Genomic DNA, 23,891 nt, shown 5'->3' with positions numbered 1-23,891 from the left:
CATCAGCCGGACGATAGTGTCGCCAGCACGGCCAGCCCATCGACCGGCTGGCGGCGATCCCAGCGGATGACCGTGGGCTGCATGGACAGGGCCGACAGGCCGCAGGCGGTAAGCACCCTCTCGACATGGGCTTGAGAATGGGCGTAGCGGCGCGATGGCCGCAGCGCAAAACCGGCTTCGCCCGCCGCCTCGCCTTCGGCCGGCGTCTCGACGGAAAAGGCAAACAGGCCATTGCCGGCCAGAATGCCGGCGACGGCCTTCACCACGCTATCGAGCGCACCGACATAGATGAACACGTCGGCCGCCACCACCAGATCGGCTTTCGGGCCGGCATAGGCAAAGTGCTGCAGGTCGGCCTTGGCAAGCAGGTCGTAGACACCTTTGGCGCGAGCTCTTTTTAGCATGGCGGCGGAAATGTCGTAGCCCTCCAGCCGGTCGGCGATCGGCCGCAGTCTTTCGCCCATCAGGCCGGTGCCGCAGCCGAGGTCGAGAGCAAGCGGAAAACGACCGGGCCTTGCCGCTCGAATGGCGCGATCGAGAAACTCCGGCAGTCGGTAGCCGAGCTTGTTGACCAGCTCACCCTCGAAGCTTTCGGCATAATGGTCGAACAGCGTTTCGACGAAGGCGCTGGGTGGCGCCGCGGCAGCAGGCGCCTTGCCGATCAGTTGCAGCTTCAGCGCAGCCCCGAGGCGATCCGCCGGGTCGAGTTTCAGTGCCATCGCCCAGGCCTGCGCCGCCAGGTCGAACTGCTCGCTTGTCTCCTGCATCTCGCCGAGGCGGTACCAGCCCGCCGCCCATTGCGGCGCCAGCTCCAGCGCGCCGAGCAGCAATTCCGCTGCTGCCGCAGGGTCGCCCGAGCCGAAAAGCATTTCGGCATAGTCAGCGCGGCGATCGGCGGTCAGGTCGCCGGACGAGGTTTTCAGCGGTTGCATGGCGATGGGTCCGCCGGCTGATGCGGCCGGTGGCTGGCTGTAGGACGAGTCAGCAGTCTCTTGCAACAGGCTTCCCGCACCGGCATTAGCCACTATCTTGACGGGATGCGTGCGAGTGACCTGCTTCATCCCCGGCCTGAAGGCCTCTATTGCCCGCCCGGCGATTTCTTCATCGACCCGGTGCGGCCGGTCAACCGGGCCCTGATCACGCACGGCCATTCCGACCATGCCCGCTCCGGCCACCGCTCGGTGCTGGCGACGCAACAGACGCTCGACATTATGGGACTGCGTTATGGCGAGGACTTTGCCGGGACGACGCAGGCCGCAGCCCTCGGCGAGGCAATGGCGCTGAACGATGTCACCGTTACCTTTCATCCGGCCGGCCATGTGCTGGGCTCGGCGCAGATCGCGGTCGAGCACAAGGGCAGGCGCATCGTCGCCTCCGGCGATTACAAGCGCCAGAAGGATGCGACCTGCGCTCCCTTCGAGCCGGTGAAATGCGAAGTGTTCATCACCGAGGCGACTTTCGGCCTGCCGGTGTTTCGCCATCCGCCCGACACGGAAGAGATCGCTCGTCTCCTCAAATCGGCGGCGCAGTTTCCCGAGCGCTCGCATCTGATTGGCGCCTATGCGCTGGGCAAGGCGCAGCGGGTGATGCGGCTGCTGCGCGATGCCGGCTATGACAGGCCGATCTATATCCACGGCGCGCTGGCCAAGCTCAGCGAGTATTATCAGAGCCAGGGCATCGACTTAGGCACGTTGGAGCCGGCAACGGTGGACAGCGGCGGCAAGCAGGATTTCACCGGCGCCATCGTCGTTGGCCCGCCATCGGCCTTTGCCGACCGCTGGGCGCGGCGCTTTCCCGATCCGATCTCGTGCTTTGCCTCCGGCTGGATGCGCATCCGCCAGCGCGCCAAGCAAGGCGGCGTCGAACTGCCGCTGATCATCTCCGACCATGCTGACTGGGACGAACTGACCGCCACTATCAAGGAGACCGGTGCGGGCGAAATCTGGGTGACGCATGGCCGCGAGGAAGCGCTGGTGCGCTGGTGTGAGCTGGAAGGCATCGCCGCGCGGCCGCTGCATCTGGTCGGCTATGAGGACGAGGGCGATTGAGTTGAACCGCTTCGCCGAACTCCTCGACCGCCTGGTGCTGACGCCGTCGCGCAACGGCAAGCTGACACTGCTCACCGATTATTTCCGCAGCGTCGAGGATCCCGATCGCGGCCTGGCGCTGGCAGCCATTACCGGCGACCTCAACATTGCGGCGGTCAAGCCGGCCATGCTGCGCACGCTGGTCACCGAGCGCATGGACCCGGTGCTGTTCGGCTATTCCTACGACTATGTCGGCGACCTCGCCGAAACGGTCTCACTGGTCTGGCCGCAGACGCCGGGGCATATCCCGAACCGACAGCCGACACTTGGCGATGTCGTGGCGAAACTGCAGGCGGCAAGCCGCTCCGACGGGCCGAAGGTGCTGGCCGGGCTGCTCGACAGCGCCGGCATTTCGGCGCGCTTTGCCATCATCAAGCTGGTCACCGGCGGCCTGCGCATCGGCGTTTCGGCGCGGCTCGCCAAACAGGCGCTGGCCGATTTCGGCAAGGTCGATGTCGCCGAGATCGAGGAGCTGTGGCACGGCCTGACGCCGCCTTACATCTCGCTGTTCGCCTGGCTGGAGGGCAAGGCCGAAAAGCCGCAGCGGACGGCGCTCGCCCTGTTCAGCCCGGTGATGCTGTCGAACCCGGTCGGCGACGGCGATCTCGAAAAGCTCGATCCGGCCGACTATGCCGCGGAATGGAAATGGGACGGCATCCGCGTCCAGGCGGTGTGCGAGGGCGGCGTACGCCGGCTCTATTCGCGCACCGGCGACGATGTGTCCGGCGCCTTTCCCGATCTCGCCGAAACCATGAATTTTTCTGCCGCGCTCGATGGCGAATTGCTGGTCGGCGAACCCGCCGCGACCGGCACGTTTTCGGACCTGCAGCAGCGGCTGAACCGCAAGAGCGTGACGCCGAAGATACAGCAACAGTATCCGGCCTTCATGCGCTGCTACGATGCGCTACAGATCAACGGCGAGGATTTGCGCGCGCTGCCCTTCTTCGAGCGCCGGAAGCGCCTTGAGACCTTCATCAAAACGCTCGACCCGCAGCGCTTCGATCTTTCGCCGTTCGTCGAATTTTCAGATTGGCCGTCGCTGGAGGAACTGCGCCGGGCACCGCCGCACCCGATCATCGAAGGCGTGATGCTGAAGCGCTGGAATTCGCCCTATATCGCGGGACGGCCGAAAGGCCCGTGGTTCAAGTGGAAGCGCGACCCGCACACGGTCGATGCGGTGCTAATGTATGCGCAGCGCGGCCATGGCAAGCGCTCGAGCTTCTACTCGGACTATACGTTCGGCGTCTGGTCGGGGCCGGAAGGCGCGGAAGAACTGGTGCCGGTCGGCAAGGCCTATTTCGGCTTCACCGATGAGGAGCTGAAGCAGATCGACAAATATGTCCGCGACAACACGGTCGAGCGTTTCGGCCCGGTGCGCTCGGTGCGCGCCGACCGCAAGCAGGGGCTGGTGCTGGAAGTGGCGTTCGAAGGCCTCAACCGTTCGACCCGGCACAAATCCGGCGTCGCCATGCGCTTTCCCCGCATTTCACGGCTGCGCTGGGACAAGCCGGCCGCCGAAGCCGACCGCATCGAGACGCTGCAGGCGCTGTTGGATCGTTAGGCGTAGTTTACGGCTCGATCGAGACGCGGATCTCGTAGATGTCGACCGCCTTGCCCTGCTTGTCGAAATCGGAGTTGATGGCGATGCTGCCGGCGGCGCCAGGCGGCTTGTCGGGGAATTTTACGTCGAAGAGATATTCGTTGCGCTGCTGGCCGACAGCGTAGCGCTTGCGGCCGCAGTCGCCGAGATCGCCGAAATTGCAGTCGATGGAGATCTGTGTGTCCTTGCCGTCCTCGGCGCGGGCGACGATGTCGAACACGGCATGCTTGCCGGCAAGCTTCTCGAGCACGCCCTGCCCGACATCGAAGCTGATGGCCGAGCCGGAAGCGCCGGAGCGGATGCGCAGGAAGGAGCCGGTATCGTCCTGCACGACATCGGCCTTGGCGTCGGAGGGCGTCGCCACATGCGTCGGATCGGTAGGCGTAAACACGTTGATCCAGTCACGCGTCTGTTCGGCCGCACCAGGCTGTTGCGGCGCGTTTGTATAGGCCGGCGGCGTGAAATCGTCATCGTCGACCGTCGGCGGCGCCTCGGGCGGGGCCGTGTCGAGCTGCGCCGGCGTCTTGAAGACGCCAGTCTGGACGGCGAAATAGAGGCCGATGCCGACGGCGGCAAGCAGCGTCACGCCGAAGAAGATCGCCGTCAGCGGCAGGCGGCGGCCCCTTATCCGCCTTTCGTCGCGGTCAGGCGCCACTTCCGTCGCGACCTCGGCCGGCGCGGAATCGGCCATATCGATCGCCGGGGCGCCGGGAAGCATGGCGTCAGGCATGATGTCGGGGACGACCGGCAGGATGCGTGAGCGCGGCGCGTCGGATGCGTCAGGCTGCACTGGTCCGTCAACGACGATCGCCGGCGATGGCCCGGCTGCGACGCCTGTAGGGGCGTCGATTGCGGGCGCTTCGGTGGCGCCTGGCGCCTGTGCGGCATCTTGCGTCTGAGCGGCGCCTTGCGTCTGCGCAGCGTCTTGCGTCTGCGCGGCGACATCAGGGACCGCCGGCAGGAATTCGGATTCGATCTCGGCGATCTTTTCCTGCACCGACTTGCGGCGCTTGATGGCGGCTTCCACCGTCACGCCGGGATTGGCCTGAAGGACGCGGTCCAGCGCCGCGAAGGCCGATCGATAGACCCTCTCGCGAAACGCCCGGTCCTCGGCATTGCCTTTCTCGAAGGCGTTGCGGATCGCTTTTTCGATCGCGTCCAAGCGAATTTCCCCTGTCCGTTCGCTCACATTGCCATGATCGTTAGCCGCAGGCGACCAATCAATCAACGGGCGAGCGTCCGCATTCTGCCTCGGCGGCCCGGCTAAAGCCTATTTCGGTACTTTTTGACAATGAAATCAACCTGTTTCACCGACGTCCGGGGCAATTTGAGCCCGATCGGCCGAGACAACCTTGCGACCCAACAACAAAACCGCACGGCGGGTCATTCCGCGCCAACGGGAAATGCCGGGACGAATTGCCGGATGCCGCCTTGAAATCGCGGTTGCCCATCTTGAATTAGCGGCCGGTTGAGTCTATCACCCAGCCGATCTTGGAAGCCCTGCGCTTCCCGGGCCGCTTTAGCTCAGTTGGTAGAGCACATCATTCGTAATGATGGGGTCAGGTGTTCGAGTCACCTAAGCGGCACCATAATTTTCCAACGTTTAGAATCGCTTCACCCCGGTTTTCATCACCGAAACTTATTTGGCACCCAAGCCCAAATAATGAAAACCCGGGGAGTTCGTACAGGCGACGGCCAGCGCGCCTTCAAGAAGCGAGAGACGCGCCGCCCGCATAGTTGGGGCGACGCGTCAGGGCTCAGTGGCTAGGCGCGGCGCTTTGGCCGAAGCGGGCGGCTGTATTGCAGCACGATATACTGCACTTTATGCGGCGTCAGTTGGCGTGCAATGTCACATCCGACTGAGATGAGCCTTCGGTAGGCTTCCTTGCGATCGTTTGCCGTGAAAAGATCATACCACTTTTGCTCCAGGACGATGGCCTCAACGGTGAGCTCGAGTCCGTCACACATCCAGAGTTCGACAAAGCCGTCTTGTACCTTGCCGTTCGGCATAGGCTGAAGCACCAGCTTGGCGGCTTTCCAACCGCCACTATCGGCAATCATTCGGCGGAACACGTGCCCGCTGTATCCGGGTAAGCTACGCGCTGCCGCGTCCGCTTCGAGCATGGCTTGATGGAACTCGTTTTTGAGTTTGGTAGTCATCGACACTGTCCTTTCGAAAAAGGCGGTTCTAAAACCGCCGGCATTTTTCCGAGAGGGTGGCCGGGAACTCGTTGGAGCGCTCTTGCTCGCACCCAAACCAGACCACGGCATGAATATCGAGTCAAGGTCGGCGCGGGCCTGCCCGCATCGGGCCGGCGTTTTGGACTAAAAAGGGAATCGGTTATAAGAATTTATGCCGTTTCAATTTCAAAAGATTTCCGATGTTGGCGCGAATAACCCAATCGTTGCGCGATTGGGAATTCAGACCGGCGACTTAATTGGATTCAGCGGGCTCGACAAGGAGAAGCAAGAGGCAATAACTGGGCTTTTTATCTTTGACCTCACCCAGAGGTTGATCAAATGTGAAAAGTGCATGAATGCCATAAATGATAAGGTAAAAAACGATATCGGACGCGTGATTGAAAATCTTCGGAAAGACCCAAGGGCAAGGGAAGTTCCTTTCGTCGTCGGATTGAACGACGACGTGGAGGATTTTCTCTATGCAGCCAAAAATTACCTAAGAGACTTACTGGGGCTATTTCGAATTGCCTATGGCTGCAAATTAAAAGACGCGAAGGTATTCGGCGATCTCCCGGGAAAAGGTGTGATTCAAATTGCGGTATGGGCTGAAAACGAATTCGGATCGAATGATGGGCTAGTTGCCCTATTGAAATCCGAACAGGCTTGGACGACCGAACTGATCCGAAAACGGAACGCTGTTGAACATCCAGGGGAGCTCTCTGGAGTTCTAGCCGTCAAAAATATCCGGGCCAATCCGAACTCGGCGGGATTAATACCCCCGTCGTGGAATCGGACGGGTTTGCCTGAAACGGATATTGTGAATGACATGACGATATTCATCCACAATCTGCTCACGTTGGCAGAGGATTTTTTGTCCGATTTGGTCCTTCGGACAACGCCATTCAAGCATATTGCTATCTATGAGATTCCCGAGGGCGAGCGCAATCCGCAAGCGCCGGTGCGATTTAGGGCCGGCCCAATTCCTGAATTGCTCAAAAAGATGCAGCAGGCCAAGCCGGAAGCTGCTGCACCCAAGGAATAATTCCGTGTGGGTCGCGGGCTCCGCGACCACAGCCGCAGAGCCATGCGCGTCGCCCCAAGTGTGCGGGCAGCGCCTATGTAAGGGCAGTGACCCTATATATCATCCCCCATCAAACTGATTGATTCGCAAGGGCGCTACAGATGGCCATCGATCCACTGTCCGGCACGACAAGAGTAGAGCGAAGAAATCTTCTTGCGGTATCGACCATTGCTATAACAGCAAAGACCTTCAACATATCTCTGCAGACAATTCCGATAGCCGGTCTGTCAATTCGATTTGATCCCGGAGTGTTTTCTTTCTTGCTAGTGGTTACAATCATCTACTTCGGCGTCACTTTTATCTTATATTATATTATTGATATAAAGGACTCTCAAATTCCGGCACACATCAGCAGGACGGATGAGTCATATAACAAAAAGGTCGATAAGTTTACTTCTAAGACATCCGCTAAAGTAGAGCTAGAAATCGATGGAGCTCTGCCGGAGAACTATAGCCCTGTTTTCGACCATCAAAGTTACCAGAAGATTCTCAGAGAGGCAGATCTAGTGTGGCCCAGAAAGTTAGAGCCGAGTGAGTTCTTAAAAGGCGGCCACGATGCGATAATTAGAGTCCTCCACCACTTGCCCGGCGAGAAATCTGGCAAGTGGGTTCTGAGCTCCGACGCTGCATACGCAGGGCTTGCTGCTATCGCTCAAACAAATGTTTGGCGTTACGGACTGCGGGTTCACCTCTATAGGATTTTTCTTCGCCCGTGGAGGTACTCAATTCATTCTATGTATCTGTTCAGGCTGTATGGCATTGATGGAGTGCTTCCAATCCTTGCCGCTGTTGTATCCGTAGCTGCCATTTACAATCTGATCGATCTAACGTGGCTTTCGACGCTTGTGCCAACAATGGCGGTTCATACAACACCTTGATGCGCTGAGCTTGACTTGACGTCAGTGAGCCCGCTTCAAGCCCGACTGTAGCTGACTGAAGTGGCCACCAGCGGGGGCAGCGCGCCGTTCCAGATAAGCTGCCCCTTCGCCCGCGACGAACTCTTGGACGAGCGCGTCAACCGGGACTAGCCCAAGCTGTGTGCGGGCGAGGACGACGCGCTTCTTCTTGCGGTCATCAGTCTCCCCCACCTCGAAGTCATTTTCCTCTTGCAACACTGCGATGGCGCCTTGCATGAGCCCGGGCTTAACCCCGGCTTTGCTGAGCGAGGAACGAAGGGCTAAATCGACTGCAAAGTCGCGCGCCTCCTGCTTGGCGGCTGCCACTCGCGCAGGGCCTTCAACTTTAAGCTTTTCAAGTGCCGCTGCGAGGCGGGCGATCTCAGCCTTTGCCTCGGTGACGTAGTGGGCGGCGCTGACACACAGGATGAAGTCATAACCCTCGCAATCGTCATCGTCCTCGTCAACCGGACGGTAGGCTAGGCGATATTCCTCCGGGACCGACGCAAGGTCGGTCTTGACGAGCTTCCGGCGTAGGCGAAGGCCATCACCGATGTAGAGGTCTGACTTGGCCATTTCTCATGCCTCCTGTTGCTGATGGGTCGCCAACACTGCTTCCCGCTTCGTGCGAGCAGCGATAGCGCCGTTGGCGAATTTGGTGTCGGTCGCCTGCGTGACGAGTGCGACGAATGCCCTGCCGCCGATGTCTGATGCCGTGCGCATCTTCCGGAGGCGCTCAAGACGGCGCATCTCGGCAGGGAAATGCTTCTGCTGGAACCGATGCCGAAGCGCCGCAAGCTCAGTTGATTTCATCCCCGACAGCAGGGCCGGGGCGCGCAACACTGGGCCGATCATTGTCATATCGCCGGCTTCCAGTGCCTCAGTCAGAGCCTCGGAGCGTTCGTCGGGCGTCATGCTCTTGAGAGCGTATCGGATTTCCTTGTCGTACTGCGTCCCAAGCTCCGCGTCGGGTGGGGGAGCAAACGTCGCCTTTTCGATCGAAGAAATGGTGGCGTCGGTCTTCTCCTGAGCAGCAACGAGCTTCGCCGCGACACGCTCGCCAGTCTTTTGCGCGGCGCTAGCTACTTGGATGACCGCAGCAGCGGGCGTCTGCGACCCGTCCGCGTATACACTGTCAGCAAGCGCGACCAATGCATGGGCCTGCTCCCGCGCTTCCCGCATCGCCGCCGATAGGGCGACATGCTCCAGATCGGGTTCCGGCTTTTCATTGCCTCTCGGCCTTTCGGCAAAGTGATCGATTGTCAGCTCATTGATTGATGGGCTGACGTGCAGTTTTTGTTCAAATTCGGCAACGCTTGCCATGTGTCTTCTCCTTCATATTTTGCGATTTTCGAGGACGAGTAGGCCGATGTTCATCCTCGCCACAGATGCGTCGATGCCTATGTTCACGCCGGTCTTCGTTTGCATTTGACGCTCAGCCAGCAGCACGCGGGCAACGCCATCTTCAGTGCCCAGATAGCCGCCTTTCAGCCCGTTCACTGTCACGGGATCGCCTGGCTGAAACGATGGGCTTTCCGTAACGATCAGCCCGCTTATATCCTTGAGAAGGCCGGTGTAACGCCCGTCATCAGATGGACGGATAAGGCGCGCGTCCTGACCTCCGTGTGCGTTTCCAGTAAGCGCGAGCACGACCCACTTGAGTCCGCTGCCCGACACGACGATATCGCCAAGCTGGGCCATCAGATAGCTCCCTCCAAAGTCAGCATGTCCGCGCACTCAAAGCTCATCGTCTTTTTGCGCTGCACGAGCAGGGATGCTTGCCAGCGCCACAGGGACGTTAACAGCTGGTCTTGCATTCGGAAGAAGACGAACAGGGGAGTGGCGCTGTGCACCTCGACACGCTCGCCCTCGACTATGAAGCGCTGCCCCTTTTCGAAGGCGGGTCCAGTGCGCCAGCCGAGATAAACGTCATCTTCGGCCTGCATCGTGCAAACGAGATCGGTATCGCCGTCTGCATTCATTTCGTCGCGAATGAGAAATATGTGCCTACCGTCGCCCAGCACAGGATACCAGCCATCGGGGATGACATTGGCGACGACCCATGTCTTGCCGGAATTTGATTTGACGTAATCACCAATGCGCACGTTCATCTCGAATAGTCGATCTCGTGGAAGGGACGGTCACGGGGACCTGGCTCTGTGGCTGAAGGGCCGTATCCCCTGCCCATGCACTTCTCGAGCAGCATCTTCATCTCTTTCGCATCCTTGTCCGACAGGGCAGGCAGCCCGTGCTGATCTACCCTGTGGTTCAGAATCTTGAGACGGTGCTGCTCAGCGTCACTCAGCTTGCTGATGTCGTAGACCACCTTGCCATCACGCGGGGGATCAACGCGGTTAAGCCCCAGCGTCTCGAAGATGCGGCGAAGACTGTTTGAGATAGTCTGGTAGGCAAGGAACACTGGCAGGCTTGCAGTGCCCTCCTTCGCAAACTCAATCTCCCATTGCTCCATCACGATTGTCGCGTTAGCGGCGCTCTTGACCAAGATGTACTGGCTTTGGGTGATGTGCTCAGGCCCACCGAGGTCGGCAACGTGGTTTGCAATTAGATCGTGCAGTCGCCGACCCCACTTGGACCTGCCATCGATGCCCGGCAGAAGCTCCTTGCCGTTGGTGACGCGGCTGCGAAACTGCCTGCTTCGGGGACGTGGGTAGTCGCTGGCCATGGGCGAAGTGCTATCTTTCGAGGGGCGAAGCAATCACGGTCCGGTGGCGATCGGCTAGCTATTGGCGGACGAGTTTTGCTTCAAAACTAGTGAGCCAGCTAACAATATATTAGCTGCTTTGGTGCGTAAAGCTGAACCTTTACAATGCCTTATGATGGTTTTTGCTTTAGCAATAAGGAAAAATCGACCTTAAGCGCGGCCTTTCGGGGCTGGCGTCCGAGGGCGTTGCCGCTACGCATGCGGTGCGAAGCTGGGGCGCAATAAAATCGCGCTGCCTCTGTGAATTCGTCATCTCCCGATATTTCCGGGAAAACGCGGGGCAATAGTCCCTCCAGTGCAAAAACACTGCAAAAGCTATAAGTGCATATATAGGGTTTGCAGTGTTTTACGGCCGGAGGGACTACCGGTGTCCTTTCTCCTGCCAATCCCGGCTAAACTCTAGCGCCCTCTGGCGCGTAGATGCGTACACGGTACCCGGCGTCACGCCCTGCACGTATACAGGCACCGCGGCCAGAAGCTTCTCGAAGTTGCCGTCGCCGCGCGTCTTGAAGTCATCAATCGTGTTGTCGACCGCTCGAACCGTCACTCCAAAGCGTTGCGCCAGCCATTTCCGTTTTTGGATCGGAAGCACGCCGCCAAGCTCGTCGTACCATTTCTTCAAACGACTGCCGGGACCGCCACCACCGCCTCTTTCGCCGGTGCGCCCGACGACATCCTTATACGGCACCAATTCGTCAACAACGATGCCCGGCAATGGCACTTCAGACAGGATGCAGACAAATGCACATTTCCCCGGTCGGAGCCATTGCGCCGACTGATCGGGCAAGTCGCCGCCATATCCCCGGAATACCAGCCGAAGCCGATCAATTGCCTGAACGCTTTCCGCTTCGGTGAACTGCCGCCGTATTGCCTCCACCAACGGATCGACGTGGCGGACGGCTTGGATGCCCTGCCTGTCCTCGTAGCTGGATAGATCGTAGCCAACGACGGCCTCGGTATAGCTCCCCGGACACGAAAGCGGCTCCACGCTGTCATAGGCCAGTGCCTTAGCGTAGCGTTCTGCGTCCAGTGCCTTTATCTGCATGCGCGCGGCTATCAGAACCCAGTCGCGATCCTTGTATTTGTCGATGCCACGCAGATTGCCGAAGTAGATGACATCAACTCCTTCGGGAAGCATCTCCCGGATGCCAAGCTCAAGCGACTCCTTCGTTGCAACGACTAGGCCGCGATGCCCACGCTGGATCGCCATATCGCGCGCCACGTGCGCCACTTCCTCGCGGTATTTGTCGGTGGAGACGCTTCCGATCTTGCCCATGGCGCCGCTGTTCCCGGTGGTCTGGACCACATATGCATTGCGCTCAGCTTCAATCGTCACCTGTTCAATGCCGGGGAAGCTGTATGCCATCAGACGCGCATCTCCGGTCGCGTCGAGCATGAGGACAGGCAAATCTTGCCGGAGCAGTTTCACCTTTGGCCGGTGCTGAAGAAATATCAGTTTTGTCGTGTGGGCTGGAACCTTGTCCGTCGCCGCGACCGCTACTTCTGGCGCAAAGGTAAATGACCGCGTGTCGTGCGTCCGGCCGGCCTTCATCTCGTTCTTGAGATTGCGGAGCATGCGTATGGTTGTCGTTCTGCTGCGCTCCTTTTTGAAGGCGGAAGCGTTTTTGGCTAGTCGGGTGCTGTCGATGCCGGGATAGGAGACGTTGCGGCGAGCTGCCTTGTCGGCCTCCTCCATCGCAACCTGCTCGTCACGAAGATCCTGCCATGTGATGCCCATCGCTATGAGCGTCTGGATTGGGTCGGCTTTCGGGTCTTCGGACAGCGCCGTATGCAGGCGCGTCAGATTTTCGCTGCGCAGCATGTCATCGAACGCGATGCCGCCACCCGTGCTGGTCAATTTGCTGAGTATGGATTCGTCGATAATGAGTAGGTCGGCTCTGCCGGACAGTTCCTCGTCAAGCGTCACCATTGCCATGTCGTGGGTCATGAAAACGAGGTCGGCGCTTTCATCAGCCTGTGCGTAGTACCGGCAACCATTTTCATAGTGCTCGCAAAGGTGCAGGGTCTTCGTTTCTTCGTCGTACCGCTTGCAAAGCGAGCTCTGGATGTAGAGCCCGGCGCTGGCAGCGATCTCAACGTCGCCAGGCTTAAGACAGGGCGTGCTCTCCGGGTCCTTGGCCAGCCCATGTGTGCGGCCCCGTATCACAATGCCCCGCCCGCCCATTGCCTTGTACTTAAGGGCCAACTCTTCGCACAATTCTATGGTCGGGCAGAGGTAGAAAACGCGGCGCTTCATGTCCCCTCGTGCCGCGCTGGATGCGAATAGATCCGCGAGCAAGGCCAGCAGCATCGTGCTCTTGCCTAGTCCAGCAGCGCCGGCAACTAACAGCCGCGGAACAGTCGCTTCAGGGCATGGGCCTTTCGCCACATATGCATCCATCTTCTCGACCGAATTCCCGAAGGGAAGCGCGGCCCTGAAATCCATCAACACGCGCCGCAACGTTTCGGTTGCGGCATGGGGCGTCATCGGATTTGAGCGACGGGTGGGAGCTATCCCTGGAACGAGGCCACGCTTCTGTCCGCCAGCGCGGATGGCCGTTTCCTTCTTGAGGGCGTAGGAAATCTTCTTGGAGACAAAACGTTCAAGTTGGCTGTCGTCGCTCCACTGCCATTTGCCATCATGTGTCCTGCTTAGGTCCGCCTTCTCTCGAATCCATGCGCACGCATAGGCAAGCAGGCCCGCAGCCTCCGAGCCTTCTGGATGCGCTCTAATCGTAGCGGCCACAACAGCAGTGATGAAGTTGTCGCGGTTGCCGCGCACAATCCCATCTGAGTCATAGCTGAAATTGAGGGTAGAATTCAGCCTCGGAAAGTTCATTAGCCGGCGTCATTTACTGGTTATTTTTGAGCGGCTATATTGCTTGGAGTTGGTCCAAGGTCGGTCCGCACGACACCTTGGCTCCTTCTGGTCCACGTCCTTCTCCAGCGCCGGTCCCCCTCCAGGGATCGGCGTTGTCTTGTTCGACCAAGCGTCAGGCGTAGTCGCGGGTAGAGCGATATTCGGCGCGCGCCTTCAGCCATCCGCGCAGGGAGTCGCGCCGATAGCGAATGTTTCGCTGCCCAATCCGGATGAAAGGCGGGCCGTAACCTTTCGTCCGCCCAATCTCAAGCCACTGGGTGCTGACGCCCAAAAGCTTTGCGGTCTGAGCCGTATTCAGAAGGTCCTCGTCGTCACCGGCTACAGCCGCGACGAGGCTGTCGGCTCGTTTGTCGAGATGCAGGTTCAATTCCATAAGCAGGCGTCCTCTTGACGGGACGCGCGGGGCCTAGAGACAAAAAAGCCCTCGCGCGCATGTTGCACACGAGAGCCTGTCGTTGAATGGATCGTATATACGGGTACGATCCCGAAAGGCCCTATGCCACCTCAGCAGGCAGCCTACGGACTGGGCTACAATAGGGGCGCAAAATAAAACCCACAAGCAGAACGTTTGGTCACGCCAGCACCGCTACCTTTTCATCATCGACTGGAAGATGCCGCAGAGCGACTTCAAGCTATCCGCAACCTTCTGAGCCGGCGCGCGAAGGCGCTCAACTCTCATCTGCACATATCCCTCGGTCACATCTTTTCCGAGGGAGTGGTTGACCAGTGCCTTCAAGGCCATCGGACTGATTTCTGTTTCCTCCGCTACAGTGATGAACGTGCGACGCAGGTCATGCACCGAAACGCTGATGCCGCAGGCCTTACCGACAGCATCCAGGGGGAACTTGGGCTCGGCGATATAGCCCGTTTTCTTGCCATGCGAGGGGAAGACATAACCGCTCGTGTCCTTGCCAACGCTCCGACGTGCTACGAGCAGGTTGCGAACAAAGTCCGTCATGGGCAGATCAAGCTTTCGCTTGGCCTTCGTGTTGTCAGCGGGAATTCGGATCAGTCTTTGATCGAAGTCGATATGATCCCATTTGAGCATCGCTGCCTCGCGTCTCCGTAAGCCGGTGAAGAGAACGAACAGAATGTAGTCGCGAGCGACGGGATTGGGCAGCGCGATCACGGCGTTGTAGAAGCCTGGCATTTCGTTTGTTTCGACAATCCGATCTCTGCGCTTTTCCTCAAACCAATCTCCACGCAAGTTAACGGGATTGGCAGGGAGCGAGGGATCGTTCTTCGCTGCAAAGTTCCAGAGTAGGCGAAGAGTTCGCATCGCAGCGTTGGCGCTCGTCTCGCCCTTCCCGCCGCCAGCCTCTGCTATCTCTTTGGCAATTGCGGCGTGACGGTCCTCCACATCCTTGCGTGTGATGAAGGTCAGTGGCTTCGACAGCCAGGCACTGAGATGCCTCTCGACCATCGTCTTATAGTTCTGGACCGACGCATCGCTGAGCTTTTCGCCCTTCTTTTTTAGATAGCCATCCAGTGTGGTTTGCAGGGTTGCGGAGCGCAGCTTCGGGTCCCGTCCCTTGCGCAGCTCGACCAACATTTCAGCAGCTTCTTCACGTGCCTTAGCGAGATCGATCTCATTTGCAGCTGCGACCGTGACGCGCCGCGTCCGTCCATCGGGAAGCGTGCGCTGGACGATGTAGGTTTTCGAATTGGTGACGCCCGAGCAGAGGACGCCAAACCCCTTCAGGTCAGCATCCCAGTGCAGCACTTGCTTGCCACTAGGATCCGGCGCTGCCAGCCGATCGATGACTCGTTCTGTAAGCTTGATACGCGACATGACACACTCCTCATTGAACAAATGCAAATAAGGAAAACTACCTTATTTGCGCTACCCTAGGTTGTTTTACAATCAGGGGATGTTATGTGGAGTTCGCCATAAAATCCAGCGAAATCAATGCCTTGAGTGGTCAAAGGCATTATTTATAAAACACGCTATTCGTGTATGGAGCTAATTCGTAATGATGGGGTCAGGTGTTCGAGTCACCTAAGCGGCACCAATTTTCTACTGAAAATGCTTTATTCCCAGTAGGATACAAGAACTGGATGGATTTCCATCCACCCGAAAACCCACCTTAGAAGGCTTCGTTGGCAGCCATACCGCAAATCAGGACCGGCCCCCTCCCAACGGACTTCGTTCTGGGTAAATGAGCAAACGGCTGTGCGCCAAGTTATCAGATTCACCGGCGATGGTTCCTGAGATCCACCGGTCTAGGCTCTTGGTGAGGTTAAGCTTCCAAGTCTCGACCGTACATGACTCGCCGAACTGCCCACCGGCGTGCCTTCAATCCGATGCACCTGGACATAAAGGCTGTCGCGTAGTTGGCACGTGTTGCCGGTGAGGCGCACCCGTCAGGCGTGAAGCGGCAGCGTCTAGGCATTTGTCGGCACGAAACCTGTGTCTAGCCAGACCCAGCACAAAAGTCAGACCGACGACAGCCAAGATAGCCAGAACCATGAAAAGGGCCGAAACCGCAATCACTCTCTTCCACCGGTCTTGAGGTTGTGTGCCTCGCGGTAGACCCGGGTCGCTAGAATGCCGCGCCACCCGATTGCGACGATAATTAGGGCAAGAAAAATATTTCTTCCGCCATCGTTCATCCCGATTCTGGCAGCAAAAGTGATTCCCGCGATGAACAATGCATAGAAGAACAAGGCCAGAGCAACGGCGCGGCCCTTTCTTTTGACAAGGAAGAAGCCTCCTTGTGCACACGCAGCGGTCGGCGGGCGAAACAGTTATGGGAACTTCGGCGCGTATCCGCCCGACTCGCGCACTAAACGCCAAACAAGAATTCCGCACAAAGATTTCAAATGTCAGATTTTCTCTACTGACTAATCGTTGTTTCCGCACCAAAGACGCACTTCCAAGAACAGGATTTGTATTCTTGGCGGCAATCTCTACCCCTGCTGGGCTTGCACATACTGTAAACTTGCGCACAATCCGAACCGCAGCTTTTACGCTCTCCGGCGTCTGCTAGGGCTCTTTCATCGATATTTGTCTTGGAAGTCACACTACATTGATGAATATAACCTGGTAGGCTCGATGACTCATTCGTATCGTTGCATTGCTCGGCGGCAATCGCAGATACATTTATAATGGCAACAAAACCGAGAGAAGCTAAGCTTACAAACGATATGTAGCGCATGATTTCTCCTTTTTGATTAATAATTTACTGAGGGAGCTGGAGCAAATCCATTGCACCGGCTTTCATTGATTTTAAATGATCAATGTCGCTTGAAGATACTTCTTCACTCATATGTCGACAGGTTTAATTATGTCGATGACGGTGCTGCTGTCTTGTGCTATGTTTTGTTCAGCCTGCTGCAAGAATTGCAGCGGTGATGCCGGAGGCTGCCGATGCGTTACCTGAACTCCGCTCACTATGTCGATGTGGTGGCCAAGACCGGTTCGATCCGCGCCGCCGCGGAATTGCTCGCCATAACCTCGACGGCGCTCAACCGGCGTATATTGGCGATGGAGGCCGAACTGGGCGTTGCGATTTTCGAGCGACTGCCTCACGGCGTGCGATTGTCCAGCGCCGGCGAACTTCTAGTGCAGCACATGCGCAACCAGTTATCCGATATGGAGCACGTGAAATCGCGGATTGCAGACCTTGCTGGCGCCCGGCGCGGCCATGTGGCGATCGCCTGCAGCCAGGCGCTATTGCCCTACCATCTGCCGATGCAGATCTCACTCTACCGCAAGGAACATCCGAATGTGACCTTCGGAGTGCACCTGCGCGACCGGGAGGAGGCCGAGCGCGCCTTGGTCGATCACACGGCCGACATCGCCATCGTCTACGAGCCAACCCGGCTGGCTGCTTTCATGACGCTGATGCGGGTGCACCAGCCGGTGCATGCGGTTATGCGGCCCGATCACCCGCTGGCTTCTCACGAGACGGTGCGGTTGCGCGCTTGCCTCGACTATCCAATCGCGCTTCCCACATCAAGTTACGGCGTGCGCTACCTGCTCGACATCGGGGCGCAATCGTCATCGCTGCAGCTGGAGCCGGTGATTCAGTCGGACAGCTTCGAATTCCTGCGCAACCACGCCATCTCGGAGAATATCATCACCTTCCATTTCCCAATTGGCCTGTCCCACCAGGCGATGACCGGTGACATGACCTCCCGGCCGCTCGACCCGCGCGACGTGCCCGCTGGCATGCTCTATGTCGGCCAACTCAAGGGCCGCACCCTACCGGTGGCCGCTGCCCGTTTCGCCGACCAGCTTTTCGCCTCGCTGGCGCAGCAGTATGACGTGTCGTGATGGCACCTGCCACTCAGCTTGATGCACCTGGAAAAAGGGCTGTCGCGTGGTTGCAAGCCTTGCCGGTGTAGACGCACCGTGAGGGTGAGGCGGCACTGTCCGGCCATTTGTCGGCCCAAGACAATGCTAACAGGCCGCCAAGCCCACCAGTATACCGGTCCTTTCTGAAGCGGCGTGGAAGTCACGACGGAAAGCGCATCATCCAATGCAGGCTTCGGCGCGTGGTGGACCGTTCAATCCGTTTGTCCCGTTTGTCGCGATCATCTTTCCCAGGCTGGTACGGCCGTCCTCATAAAAGGCCGTAGACAAACGCAAGGTGTTTGACCGGGTATTGCCTACTCAGCACCAAATGCTGCTGTACGGTCGCTTCTCGGGCTGCGTTTGTTCATCATAAACTTCTCCTTTGCGGTCAGGAAAAAAGGACGTTCGTGCTACCGAGCGTCGTCAGGCGATTGACCATCGACTATGCTGCATTGCGCAAAATCGATAGTTTCGATTTTGTCGATTATCCAACAATATAAACTTCAATCATAAAATAAAATACCTGTCTTCTTAAGCTATTTTGTTAGCTTACCGAAGACATCAAGCGATCCAGATTCGTTGCATGCAATTAAACCGGGTCTTTCTGATATGATACAACTCGCCCGACGCGCGAGCAAGTCCGTCAACGACACGGCACACTTGCAAATCATATCCATTTTAGCACTCACTCACATAAACATTACAGTTCGATAGATATTTTGTGTTGCACCGCACCATTGCCCGGCTGCACCATTTCCTGGGGGATTCAGTACCGGAACGTGCGCCGTGGAGGATTCCGCCAAGTTGACCAGCTTGAATTTTTCGCTGGCCACTACCGATTTCGAGGCTGCCTCGCGCACAAGGCGCGGGTTTGATGTTGTCTGCGCACTCTCAACGCTGGCAGGCTGCCGGCTTCTTCGGAGATATCAGACCGGCGGAAATGGCTGATGGTTACGCGCGACAATCAGCTGGACGCGCTGCGCGCCATCGCTGTCACGATGGTTCTCTATTCTCATTTCCTGGCACCCAACGGGTCCTCCTTTTGGGGCCATATCGGCGTGCGGCTGTTCTTCGTGCTGAGCGGCTTCCTGATCACCCGACTGCTGCTCGAAGCCCGCGCCGCGGCCGAATTCGAAGCCGGGCCTGCGTTGAGATCCTTCTACATCAGGCGCGCGCTGCGCATATTCCCGCCCTATTTCGCCGTGCTCGGGTTCGTCTGGCTGACCGATCTGGAGCAGTCCAGCGGATCGCTCGTCTGGCATGCGCTTTACCTGTCGAATTTCTGGTACGCGCTGCGCAACGAATGGACGCCCTGGCTACTCTGCCATTTCTGGAGCCTGAGCATCGAGGAGCAGTTCTACATCGCCTGGCCGCTGGTCGTGCTTCTTGCACCGCGCCGGCGCGTGGAAGCGATCACTATAGGCGTCATCCTGTTGTCGCTGACCTATCGCTTCTACTGGCCGATCACCGCCACCCCGGCACTGGCGCGCGACCTGCTGCCGCCGGCATCGATGGATGCGCTGGCGTCGGGTGCTTTGCTTGCCTGCCGGCGGACCAGAGGCGCTGGCCTGCCGCAATGGATGCGGCTAGGCTGGCCAGTCCTTGCGGCCACCTTCCTGGCGATTGAATGGCTTGTCCCGGCGCCGGCCGATCCCATGCTGGAATGGGCCCGCTGGGCGCTGCTGCAGATCCTGCCCTTGGTGCCGCTGGTGGCCGTTGTCGTCGCCTGTTCAGCCGGCCTTGGCGGCGCGCTCGGCAGGGTTTTCGAACTGCCGCCGCTGCTGTCACTGGGCCGCATCAGCTACGGCGTCTATCTCTACCATCCGATCCTTCTGTCGCTCGCCGTCAAGTCACAGCCCTGGATTCCACTCAATGTCTCGGAGCAGGGGCCAGGGCGGTTCCTGGTCGCGAGCGCCGCCACGATCGCCGTCGCTTCGATCTCGTGGACGGTTTTCGAAAGGCCGCTCAACGGCCTCAAGCGCCGCTTCCCCTATGTCGCGCGCCGCCGCTCCCAGGCACGGGCCGCCGATACCGGCTGGCTCGGCAGGGCGGCGGACGCCTATCCCAGCCCCAATGGCCGCGCCGCGCTCGATCTACAGCGAACGGATGCACAGCGATGACCACCGCGCCGCTCGTCTCCGTCCTGCTGCCGGTCTACAATGCCGGGCCTTATCTCGCCGCTGCGCTGGGGAGCATTCTGCGGCAAGACTACGATCGCCTGGAGGTCATCGCTATCGATGACGGGTCGACTGACAATTCGCTCGATATCCTCGAACGATGCCGCCGGGCCGACAATCGCGTTTCTGTCATCTCGCGTGAAAACCGCGGCCTCGTCGCCACCCTCAATGAAGGGCTGCGACTGGCCCAGGGCGAGCTGGTCGCGCGAATGGATGCGGACGATGTCGCCTATCCCTGGCGTCTCTCGCGCCAGGTGGCACTGTTCGAGCAGCGGCCCGAGCTCGGCTTCTGCGGCTCCTGCGTCGATACCTTGCTTCACGGCCGCATCGCCAAGGGCAGGCTCGACCCGGTGTTCCGGTTCGGCCGGCTCGACATATTGTCGATGTTCTTTACGATATTCATGCATCCGACGGTGGTCTACAACAGGAAGGTCATACGGACCGACGATCTCTATTACGATCCAGAATACAGGCACGCCGAGGATTTCGATCTCTTCAGGCGGCTTGCTGGCCGTTTCCCGGCGACCATCTCGCCCGATAACCTGCTCGTCTATCGCATCCATGCAGGAAGCGTGACCATGCGGCATGCCAAGGAAATGCGCAGGACGCATTTGCGGATCGTGGCCGAAAATCTCGAGCGTGAGGGGCTCGTGGAAGCCACCGCGGATCTGCGCGACATCGGCGAGGTCGTCTCTTTCGACACGGTTGCGCGCGCAGCCGATTTCATCCGTGCGCTGGAAGAGCGGATTTCCACGCTGCCGGCCAGCACACGGCCAAGCTTCGAGGCCGGCGCGCTGAACCTGTTCTATTTCCTCTACCAGCTCGTCAGCGATGAAAGAGAACCGCCGCTGACGCACGAATTGCTGACGCGGACAGCGAGATGGAACTTCATCCGGCGCCGCGAACAATATGCGCTGCGTCCCGGCGTCTGGGCGCCCTGGCTCAGCCTGGCCTCGATAGCGGCCGGAAAGCAGGCGGACGCGGTAGCGTACTTCTTCAAAACCACGCCGGCCGAAGCGGTGCTTGCGCGTTATCAGCGAGGACTTGTATGACCGACAGGCCCCACCCGCTCCTGCGCGAGCACCCGTTTGCGAGTGCGCCCGTCCCGACATCTCCCCGATCGGAGCGGCCGTCGCTTGAGGTCAGCTTCATCGTCTGCACGCGCGACCGCGCCGCTGTGCTGGAGGCCTGCATAGCGTCGATCCAGGCTGCATGCCGGGCGCACGCCGCCTTCGCGGCTGAGTTGGTGGTGGTCGACAATGGTTCACGGGACGGCACGTCAAAGCGGCTGGCCAGTATCGCCGAAACGTCAGACATCCCAGTCACAGCCGTCTCGGAGCCCCGTCCCGGACTAGCCGCTGCCCGCAATGCCGGATTGGCGCGAGCGCGAGGCCGCGTGCTGGTCTTCATCGACGATGACTGCAAGCTCGATCGCGACTATCTCCGCGACCTCGAGCGGCACTACCGGAGCGGCGAGAAATGGCTGATCCGCGGCGGCCGCGTCGAGCTCGGTGATGCCCGGGACCTGCCCTTCACCATCAAGCGTTGCGAGGCGCGCGAGCGGCTGACCCCGGCGGTCCACCCGGGCGGCTTCGTGCTCGGCTGCAACATGACCATGCACCGCGACGTCGCGGCCCGCATCGGGCCGTTCGACGAACGCTTCGGCGCTGGCGGCCCGCTACGCTCGGCTGAGGATACTGATTATCTCGTGCGGGCGATGCTGCTCGGCATGCCGGTCGAGTATGTGCCCGACATGACCGTCTTGCATCATCACGGGCGGCGAGACCGCAAATCGATCGACAAGCTGCACCGCGACTATAGCCTCGGTAATGGTGCGCTGTGCCTGAAACATGTCCGCCACGCCCCTTGGCTGCTTCGCCATGTCTTTTGGTCCGCGCGTGCCGCGTTCAAGGAACTGGTGGGCCGTCCACGCTTCGACCGCGACCTCGATCTGTCGCACTGGCCTATTGTCGTCATGAATCTGGCAGGTGCCGCGAGATTTGCGCTGCTCGTCATGATGGGATGGCCAAAACGGCTGCCGCTGCGCCAGGACCGGCAAGCCAGCGAAGCCAATGCGGAGGCCAGAGCGCGATAATGTCACGGATCCCGTCAGCCTTGCCGATGCTGCGCCGCGCGCTTGGTGGCAGGCTGTTGCGGCTCGTTCCCGTCGTGGTGGGGCTCGGGCTTGCGGGCGCCGCGCTGGAAGGCCTCGGCATCGGCCTCATCATTCCGCTGCTCGGCATCATTATGGGGCGTGGCGAAACATCAGGCATGGCCGGTTTCTCCGCCCTCCTCCAGCAGGTTGGAGCGGACCTCGGCGAACGCGAGCGGCTGATAGCCATTTCGGCCGCCATCCTCGGTTCGATCGTGCTGAAGAATGTCTTTGCCTTCGCCAACACGCTGCTGACCAGCTTCATCTACGGCAAGGCAGGTTATTCGATCCGCAGCGCACTATCGGAGCAGTTGCTCAGGGTCGGCTACCCCTTTTTCCTGCAGCAAAGCCCCGGACGGCTGCTCAACATCATCTCCAACGAATCCTGGCGAGCGTCCGACGCTATCCAGGCCCTGCTCGGCGCGATCGTCAGTGCCTCGGCCGCCGTCATCCTGCTCGCCTTCCTCCTGCTCCTGTCCTGGCAGATGACGCTGCTGGTGACGCTGGGGCTGGCGCTTGTCCAGCTGGCGCACGGGATCTTGTCGTCCAATCTGAAGGCGCCGAGCCGCAGCGTCGTCTCACGCAACAGCGCACTCGCGTCACAGATGCTGCATCTGGTGCATGCTGGGCGCCTGATCCGCATCTTCGGGCAGGAGAACCACGAAAAGGCGGTTTTCGCCAAAGCGTCCGATGGGGTGCGGCGGGCGGCTTTCGTGCTTTCGATCCGCCAGGGCGTCTTGCCGCCACTGACCGAGGTGTTGCATGCGATGCTGTTCCTGGCGGTGGTGATCGGAGCCTGGCTGGCGAATGTAAGCTTCCCGCTGACCGTCGCCTTCCTCATCCTGCTCTACCGACTGCAGCCTCATATGCGCGCCTTGCAGATGTCGTGGAGTCAGCTGCAAGGTATGAGCGGCTCGCTGGAGGAGGTGCAATGGCTGCTCGATCCTTCCGACAAGCCCGCGGCGCCGCAGGGCAGCCTGCCGTTCGACGGCTTGCGCCAAGGGATCAGCTTCGATGATGTGAGCTTCGCCTATTCCGGTGCCCTGCCCGGCCCCGACGCGCGCGAGGCGGTGCTGCATCAGGCGGTGTTCGACATCCGCAGCGGCCGCTCGACGGCGCTGATCGGCCGCTCGGGCGCCGGCAAGACGACGATCGTCAATCTCCTGTGCCGCTTCGTCGAACCCGACAGCGGCAGGATCCTCGTCGATGGGGCACCGCTCGCTGAAATCGACCCAAGCCAGTGGCGGCGGAACATTGCCTTGGCCAGCCAGGACCTGGAATTGGTCGACGGCACAATTTTTGAAAACATTGTCTACGGCCACGACACGGCGTCGGCCAGCGACGCCATGCACGCCGCAAGGCTGGCCGAGGCACATGAATTCATCGAGCACCTGCCGCTGGGTTACGCCACACTTGTCGGATACCGGGGCGTCAACCTGTCAGCCGGACAAAGGCAAAGGATCGCCCTGGCGCGGGCGCTGGTGCGCGATCCCGATATTCTCATCCTCGACGAAGCCACCAGTGCGGTGGATGGGTTGTCGGAAGCCGCTATTGTCGAGACGCTGAAGTCGCGGGCCGGCCGCCGCACCACCATTGTCATCAGTCATCACCACAGCACCATCTCGTTCTGCGACGACGTGGTGATCTTGAGCCGCGGTCGGGTGAAGAAACAGGCCGCCTTCGCAACGCTGGCAAAGCTCAGCATGGACGAGCTTTACCAACACGGAGCGGGTGAGTGATGGGACACACCCGAATCTGCGACGCGGCTTGCGCCCGGCAACTCGCGGATTGCGATCAATCCTGCCGGCAAACCA

20 protein-coding genes and 1 tRNA gene are annotated in these 23,891 nt (G+C 59.6%); 10 read left to right on the top strand and 11 right to left on the bottom strand.

Going from position 1 to position 23,891, the window contains the following annotated elements; genetic code table 11:
- Positions 1-2: 2 nt before the first annotated feature.
- Entirely contained in the window at positions 3-932 is a 930-nt protein-coding gene (locus FJV77_RS20770; RefSeq protein ID WP_142868504.1) for a methyltransferase domain-containing protein, read from the bottom strand.
- Positions 933-1,037: 105 nt separating this feature from the next.
- On the opposite strand from FJV77_RS20770, the gene FJV77_RS20765 reads away from it, so the two are divergent.
- Both FJV77_RS20765 and FJV77_RS20760 read left to right on the top strand, forming a co-directional pair.
- Positions 1,038-2,048 carry a ligase-associated DNA damage response exonuclease gene (locus tag FJV77_RS20765; protein ID WP_142868538.1) on the top strand — a complete coding sequence of 337 codons (1,011 nt, stop codon included), beginning with the start codon at positions 1,038-1,040 and terminating at the stop codon, positions 2,046-2,048.
- Between the two features lies 1 nt (position 2,049).
- Complete coding sequence (locus FJV77_RS20760) at positions 2,050-3,648, top strand: cisplatin damage response ATP-dependent DNA ligase (RefSeq protein ID WP_142868503.1); 1,599 nt, start codon at positions 2,050-2,052, stop codon at positions 3,646-3,648.
- Positions 3,649-3,655: 7 nt separating this feature from the next.
- Here the strand turns inward: FJV77_RS20760 and FJV77_RS20755 are convergent, their stop codons facing one another.
- The gene (locus FJV77_RS20755; protein ID WP_142868502.1) at positions 3,656-4,849 is read right to left on the bottom strand and encodes a hypothetical protein; all 1,194 of its coding nucleotides are present in this window, start codon (positions 4,847-4,849) and stop codon (positions 3,656-3,658) included.
- A 351-nt stretch (positions 4,850-5,200) separates the two neighbouring features.
- Between FJV77_RS20755 and FJV77_RS20750 the strand changes: the two genes are divergently transcribed.
- Positions 5,201-5,276: transfer RNA gene (locus FJV77_RS20750), tRNA-Thr, on the top strand.
- Positions 5,277-5,451: 175 nt separating this feature from the next.
- Here FJV77_RS20750 and FJV77_RS20745 read toward each other — a convergent pair.
- Positions 5,452-5,847, bottom strand: coding sequence for a hypothetical protein (locus FJV77_RS20745; protein ID WP_142868501.1), 396 nt, complete (start codon positions 5,845-5,847; stop codon positions 5,452-5,454).
- A 193-nt stretch (positions 5,848-6,040) separates the two neighbouring features.
- On the opposite strand from FJV77_RS20745, the gene FJV77_RS20740 reads away from it, so the two are divergent.
- Positions 6,041-6,910, top strand: a complete 870-nt coding sequence (locus FJV77_RS20740) for a hypothetical protein (RefSeq protein ID WP_142868500.1) — start codon at positions 6,041-6,043, stop codon at positions 6,908-6,910.
- A gap of 140 nt (positions 6,911-7,050) precedes the next feature.
- A complete protein-coding gene (locus FJV77_RS20735; protein WP_142868499.1) occupies positions 7,051-7,827 on the top strand; it encodes a hypothetical protein in 777 nt (258 codons plus the stop codon).
- 21 nt (positions 7,828-7,848) lie between these two features.
- Here the strand turns inward: FJV77_RS20735 and FJV77_RS20730 are convergent, their stop codons facing one another.
- From FJV77_RS20730 to FJV77_RS20695, 8 genes are all read right to left on the bottom strand, one after another.
- Positions 7,849-8,421 carry a hypothetical protein gene (locus tag FJV77_RS20730; RefSeq protein ID WP_142868498.1) on the bottom strand — a complete coding sequence of 191 codons (573 nt, stop codon included), beginning with the start codon at positions 8,419-8,421 and terminating at the stop codon, positions 7,849-7,851.
- 3 nt (positions 8,422-8,424) lie between these two features.
- The gene (locus FJV77_RS20725; RefSeq protein ID WP_142868497.1) at positions 8,425-9,168 is read right to left on the bottom strand and encodes a hypothetical protein; all 744 of its coding nucleotides are present in this window, start codon (positions 9,166-9,168) and stop codon (positions 8,425-8,427) included.
- A gap of 12 nt (positions 9,169-9,180) precedes the next feature.
- Positions 9,181-9,546: a hypothetical protein gene (locus FJV77_RS20720; protein WP_142868496.1), complete on the bottom strand. Its 366-nt coding sequence runs from the start codon at positions 9,544-9,546 to the stop codon at positions 9,181-9,183.
- Positions 9,546-9,956 carry a hypothetical protein gene (locus FJV77_RS20715; protein ID WP_142868495.1) on the bottom strand — a complete coding sequence of 137 codons (411 nt, stop codon included), beginning with the start codon at positions 9,954-9,956 and terminating at the stop codon, positions 9,546-9,548. Before FJV77_RS20715 ends, FJV77_RS20720 begins: the two co-directional genes overlap by 1 nt.
- Positions 9,953-10,528: a hypothetical protein gene (locus tag FJV77_RS20710; RefSeq protein ID WP_142868494.1), complete on the bottom strand. Its 576-nt coding sequence runs from the start codon at positions 10,526-10,528 to the stop codon at positions 9,953-9,955. The genes FJV77_RS20715 and FJV77_RS20710 overlap by 4 nt, the downstream gene beginning before the upstream one ends.
- A gap of 400 nt (positions 10,529-10,928) precedes the next feature.
- Positions 10,929-13,406, bottom strand: a complete 2,478-nt coding sequence (locus FJV77_RS20705) for a hypothetical protein (protein WP_142868493.1) — start codon at positions 13,404-13,406, stop codon at positions 10,929-10,931.
- A 154-nt stretch (positions 13,407-13,560) separates the two neighbouring features.
- Positions 13,561-13,821, bottom strand: a complete 261-nt coding sequence (locus FJV77_RS20700; protein WP_142868492.1) for a helix-turn-helix domain-containing protein — start codon at positions 13,819-13,821, stop codon at positions 13,561-13,563.
- A gap of 213 nt (positions 13,822-14,034) precedes the next feature.
- Positions 14,035-15,240, bottom strand: coding sequence for a tyrosine-type recombinase/integrase (locus tag FJV77_RS20695; RefSeq protein WP_142868491.1), 1,206 nt, complete (start codon positions 15,238-15,240; stop codon positions 14,035-14,037).
- 1,578 nt (positions 15,241-16,818) lie between these two features.
- Between FJV77_RS20695 and FJV77_RS20690 the strand changes: the two genes are divergently transcribed.
- From FJV77_RS20690 to FJV77_RS20670, 5 genes are all read left to right on the top strand, one after another.
- Positions 16,819-17,727, top strand: coding sequence for a LysR family transcriptional regulator (locus FJV77_RS20690; RefSeq protein ID WP_142868490.1), 909 nt, complete (start codon positions 16,819-16,821; stop codon positions 17,725-17,727).
- Positions 17,728-18,692: 965 nt separating this feature from the next.
- The gene (locus FJV77_RS20685; RefSeq protein WP_142868489.1) at positions 18,693-19,868 is read left to right on the top strand and encodes an acyltransferase; all 1,176 of its coding nucleotides are present in this window, start codon (positions 18,693-18,695) and stop codon (positions 19,866-19,868) included.
- On the top strand, positions 19,865-20,977 hold the full coding sequence (locus tag FJV77_RS20680) for a glycosyltransferase (RefSeq protein WP_142868488.1): 1,113 nt from the start codon (positions 19,865-19,867) through the stop codon (positions 20,975-20,977). The genes FJV77_RS20685 and FJV77_RS20680 overlap by 4 nt, the downstream gene beginning before the upstream one ends.
- The gene (locus tag FJV77_RS20675) at positions 20,974-22,020 is read left to right on the top strand and encodes a glycosyltransferase family A protein (protein WP_142868487.1); all 1,047 of its coding nucleotides are present in this window, start codon (positions 20,974-20,976) and stop codon (positions 22,018-22,020) included. Before FJV77_RS20680 ends, FJV77_RS20675 begins: the two co-directional genes overlap by 4 nt.
- Positions 22,020-23,816 carry an ABC transporter ATP-binding protein gene (locus FJV77_RS20670; protein ID WP_142868486.1) on the top strand — a complete coding sequence of 599 codons (1,797 nt, stop codon included), beginning with the start codon at positions 22,020-22,022 and terminating at the stop codon, positions 23,814-23,816. Before FJV77_RS20675 ends, FJV77_RS20670 begins: the two co-directional genes overlap by 1 nt.
- Positions 23,817-23,891 lie beyond the last annotated feature (75 nt).

It is taken from the genome of Mesorhizobium sp. WSM4306 (genome assembly GCF_007003975.1).
Taxonomy (GTDB): domain Bacteria; phylum Pseudomonadota; class Alphaproteobacteria; order Rhizobiales; family Rhizobiaceae; genus Mesorhizobium.
The sequence above is the reverse complement of the archived record's forward strand: the minus strand, read 5'-3'. Positions and strand labels throughout refer to the sequence as shown.

Excerpts from the sequence above, each read along its gene's own strand:
- FJV77_RS20710 (WP_142868494.1), bottom strand. The coding sequence starts at position 10,528 with ATGGCCAGCGACTACCCACGTCCCCGAAGCAGGCAGTTTCGCAGCCGC.
- FJV77_RS20725 (WP_142868497.1), bottom strand. The coding sequence starts at position 9,168 with ATGGCAAGCGTTGCCGAATTTGAACAAAAACTGCACGTCAGCCCATCA.
- FJV77_RS20740 (WP_142868500.1), top strand. The coding sequence starts at position 6,041 with ATGCCGTTTCAATTTCAAAAGATTTCCGATGTTGGCGCGAATAACCCA.
- FJV77_RS20770 (WP_142868504.1), bottom strand. The coding sequence starts at position 932 with ATGCAACCGCTGAAAACCTCGTCCGGCGACCTGACCGCCGATCGCCGC.
- FJV77_RS20730 (WP_142868498.1), bottom strand. The coding sequence starts at position 8,421 with ATGGCCAAGTCAGACCTCTACATCGGTGATGGCCTTCGCCTACGCCGG.
- FJV77_RS20690 (WP_142868490.1), top strand. The coding sequence starts at position 16,819 with ATGCGTTACCTGAACTCCGCTCACTATGTCGATGTGGTGGCCAAGACC.
- FJV77_RS20720 (WP_142868496.1), bottom strand. The coding sequence starts at position 9,546 with ATGGCCCAGCTTGGCGATATCGTCGTGTCGGGCAGCGGACTCAAGTGG.
- FJV77_RS20695 (WP_142868491.1), bottom strand. The coding sequence starts at position 15,240 with ATGTCGCGTATCAAGCTTACAGAACGAGTCATCGATCGGCTGGCAGCG.
- FJV77_RS20680 (WP_142868488.1), top strand. The coding sequence starts at position 19,865 with ATGACCACCGCGCCGCTCGTCTCCGTCCTGCTGCCGGTCTACAATGCC.
- FJV77_RS20765 (WP_142868538.1), top strand. The coding sequence starts at position 1,038 with ATGCGTGCGAGTGACCTGCTTCATCCCCGGCCTGAAGGCCTCTATTGC.
- FJV77_RS20745 (WP_142868501.1), bottom strand. The coding sequence starts at position 5,847 with ATGACTACCAAACTCAAAAACGAGTTCCATCAAGCCATGCTCGAAGCG.
- FJV77_RS20675 (WP_142868487.1), top strand. The coding sequence starts at position 20,974 with ATGACCGACAGGCCCCACCCGCTCCTGCGCGAGCACCCGTTTGCGAGT.
- FJV77_RS20705 (WP_142868493.1), bottom strand. The coding sequence starts at position 13,406 with ATGAACTTTCCGAGGCTGAATTCTACCCTCAATTTCAGCTATGACTCA.
- FJV77_RS20670 (WP_142868486.1), top strand. The coding sequence starts at position 22,020 with ATGTCACGGATCCCGTCAGCCTTGCCGATGCTGCGCCGCGCGCTTGGT.
- FJV77_RS20715 (WP_142868495.1), bottom strand. The coding sequence starts at position 9,956 with ATGAACGTGCGCATTGGTGATTACGTCAAATCAAATTCCGGCAAGACA.
- FJV77_RS20700 (WP_142868492.1), bottom strand. The coding sequence starts at position 13,821 with ATGGAATTGAACCTGCATCTCGACAAACGAGCCGACAGCCTCGTCGCG.
- FJV77_RS20735 (WP_142868499.1), top strand. The coding sequence starts at position 7,051 with ATGGCCATCGATCCACTGTCCGGCACGACAAGAGTAGAGCGAAGAAAT.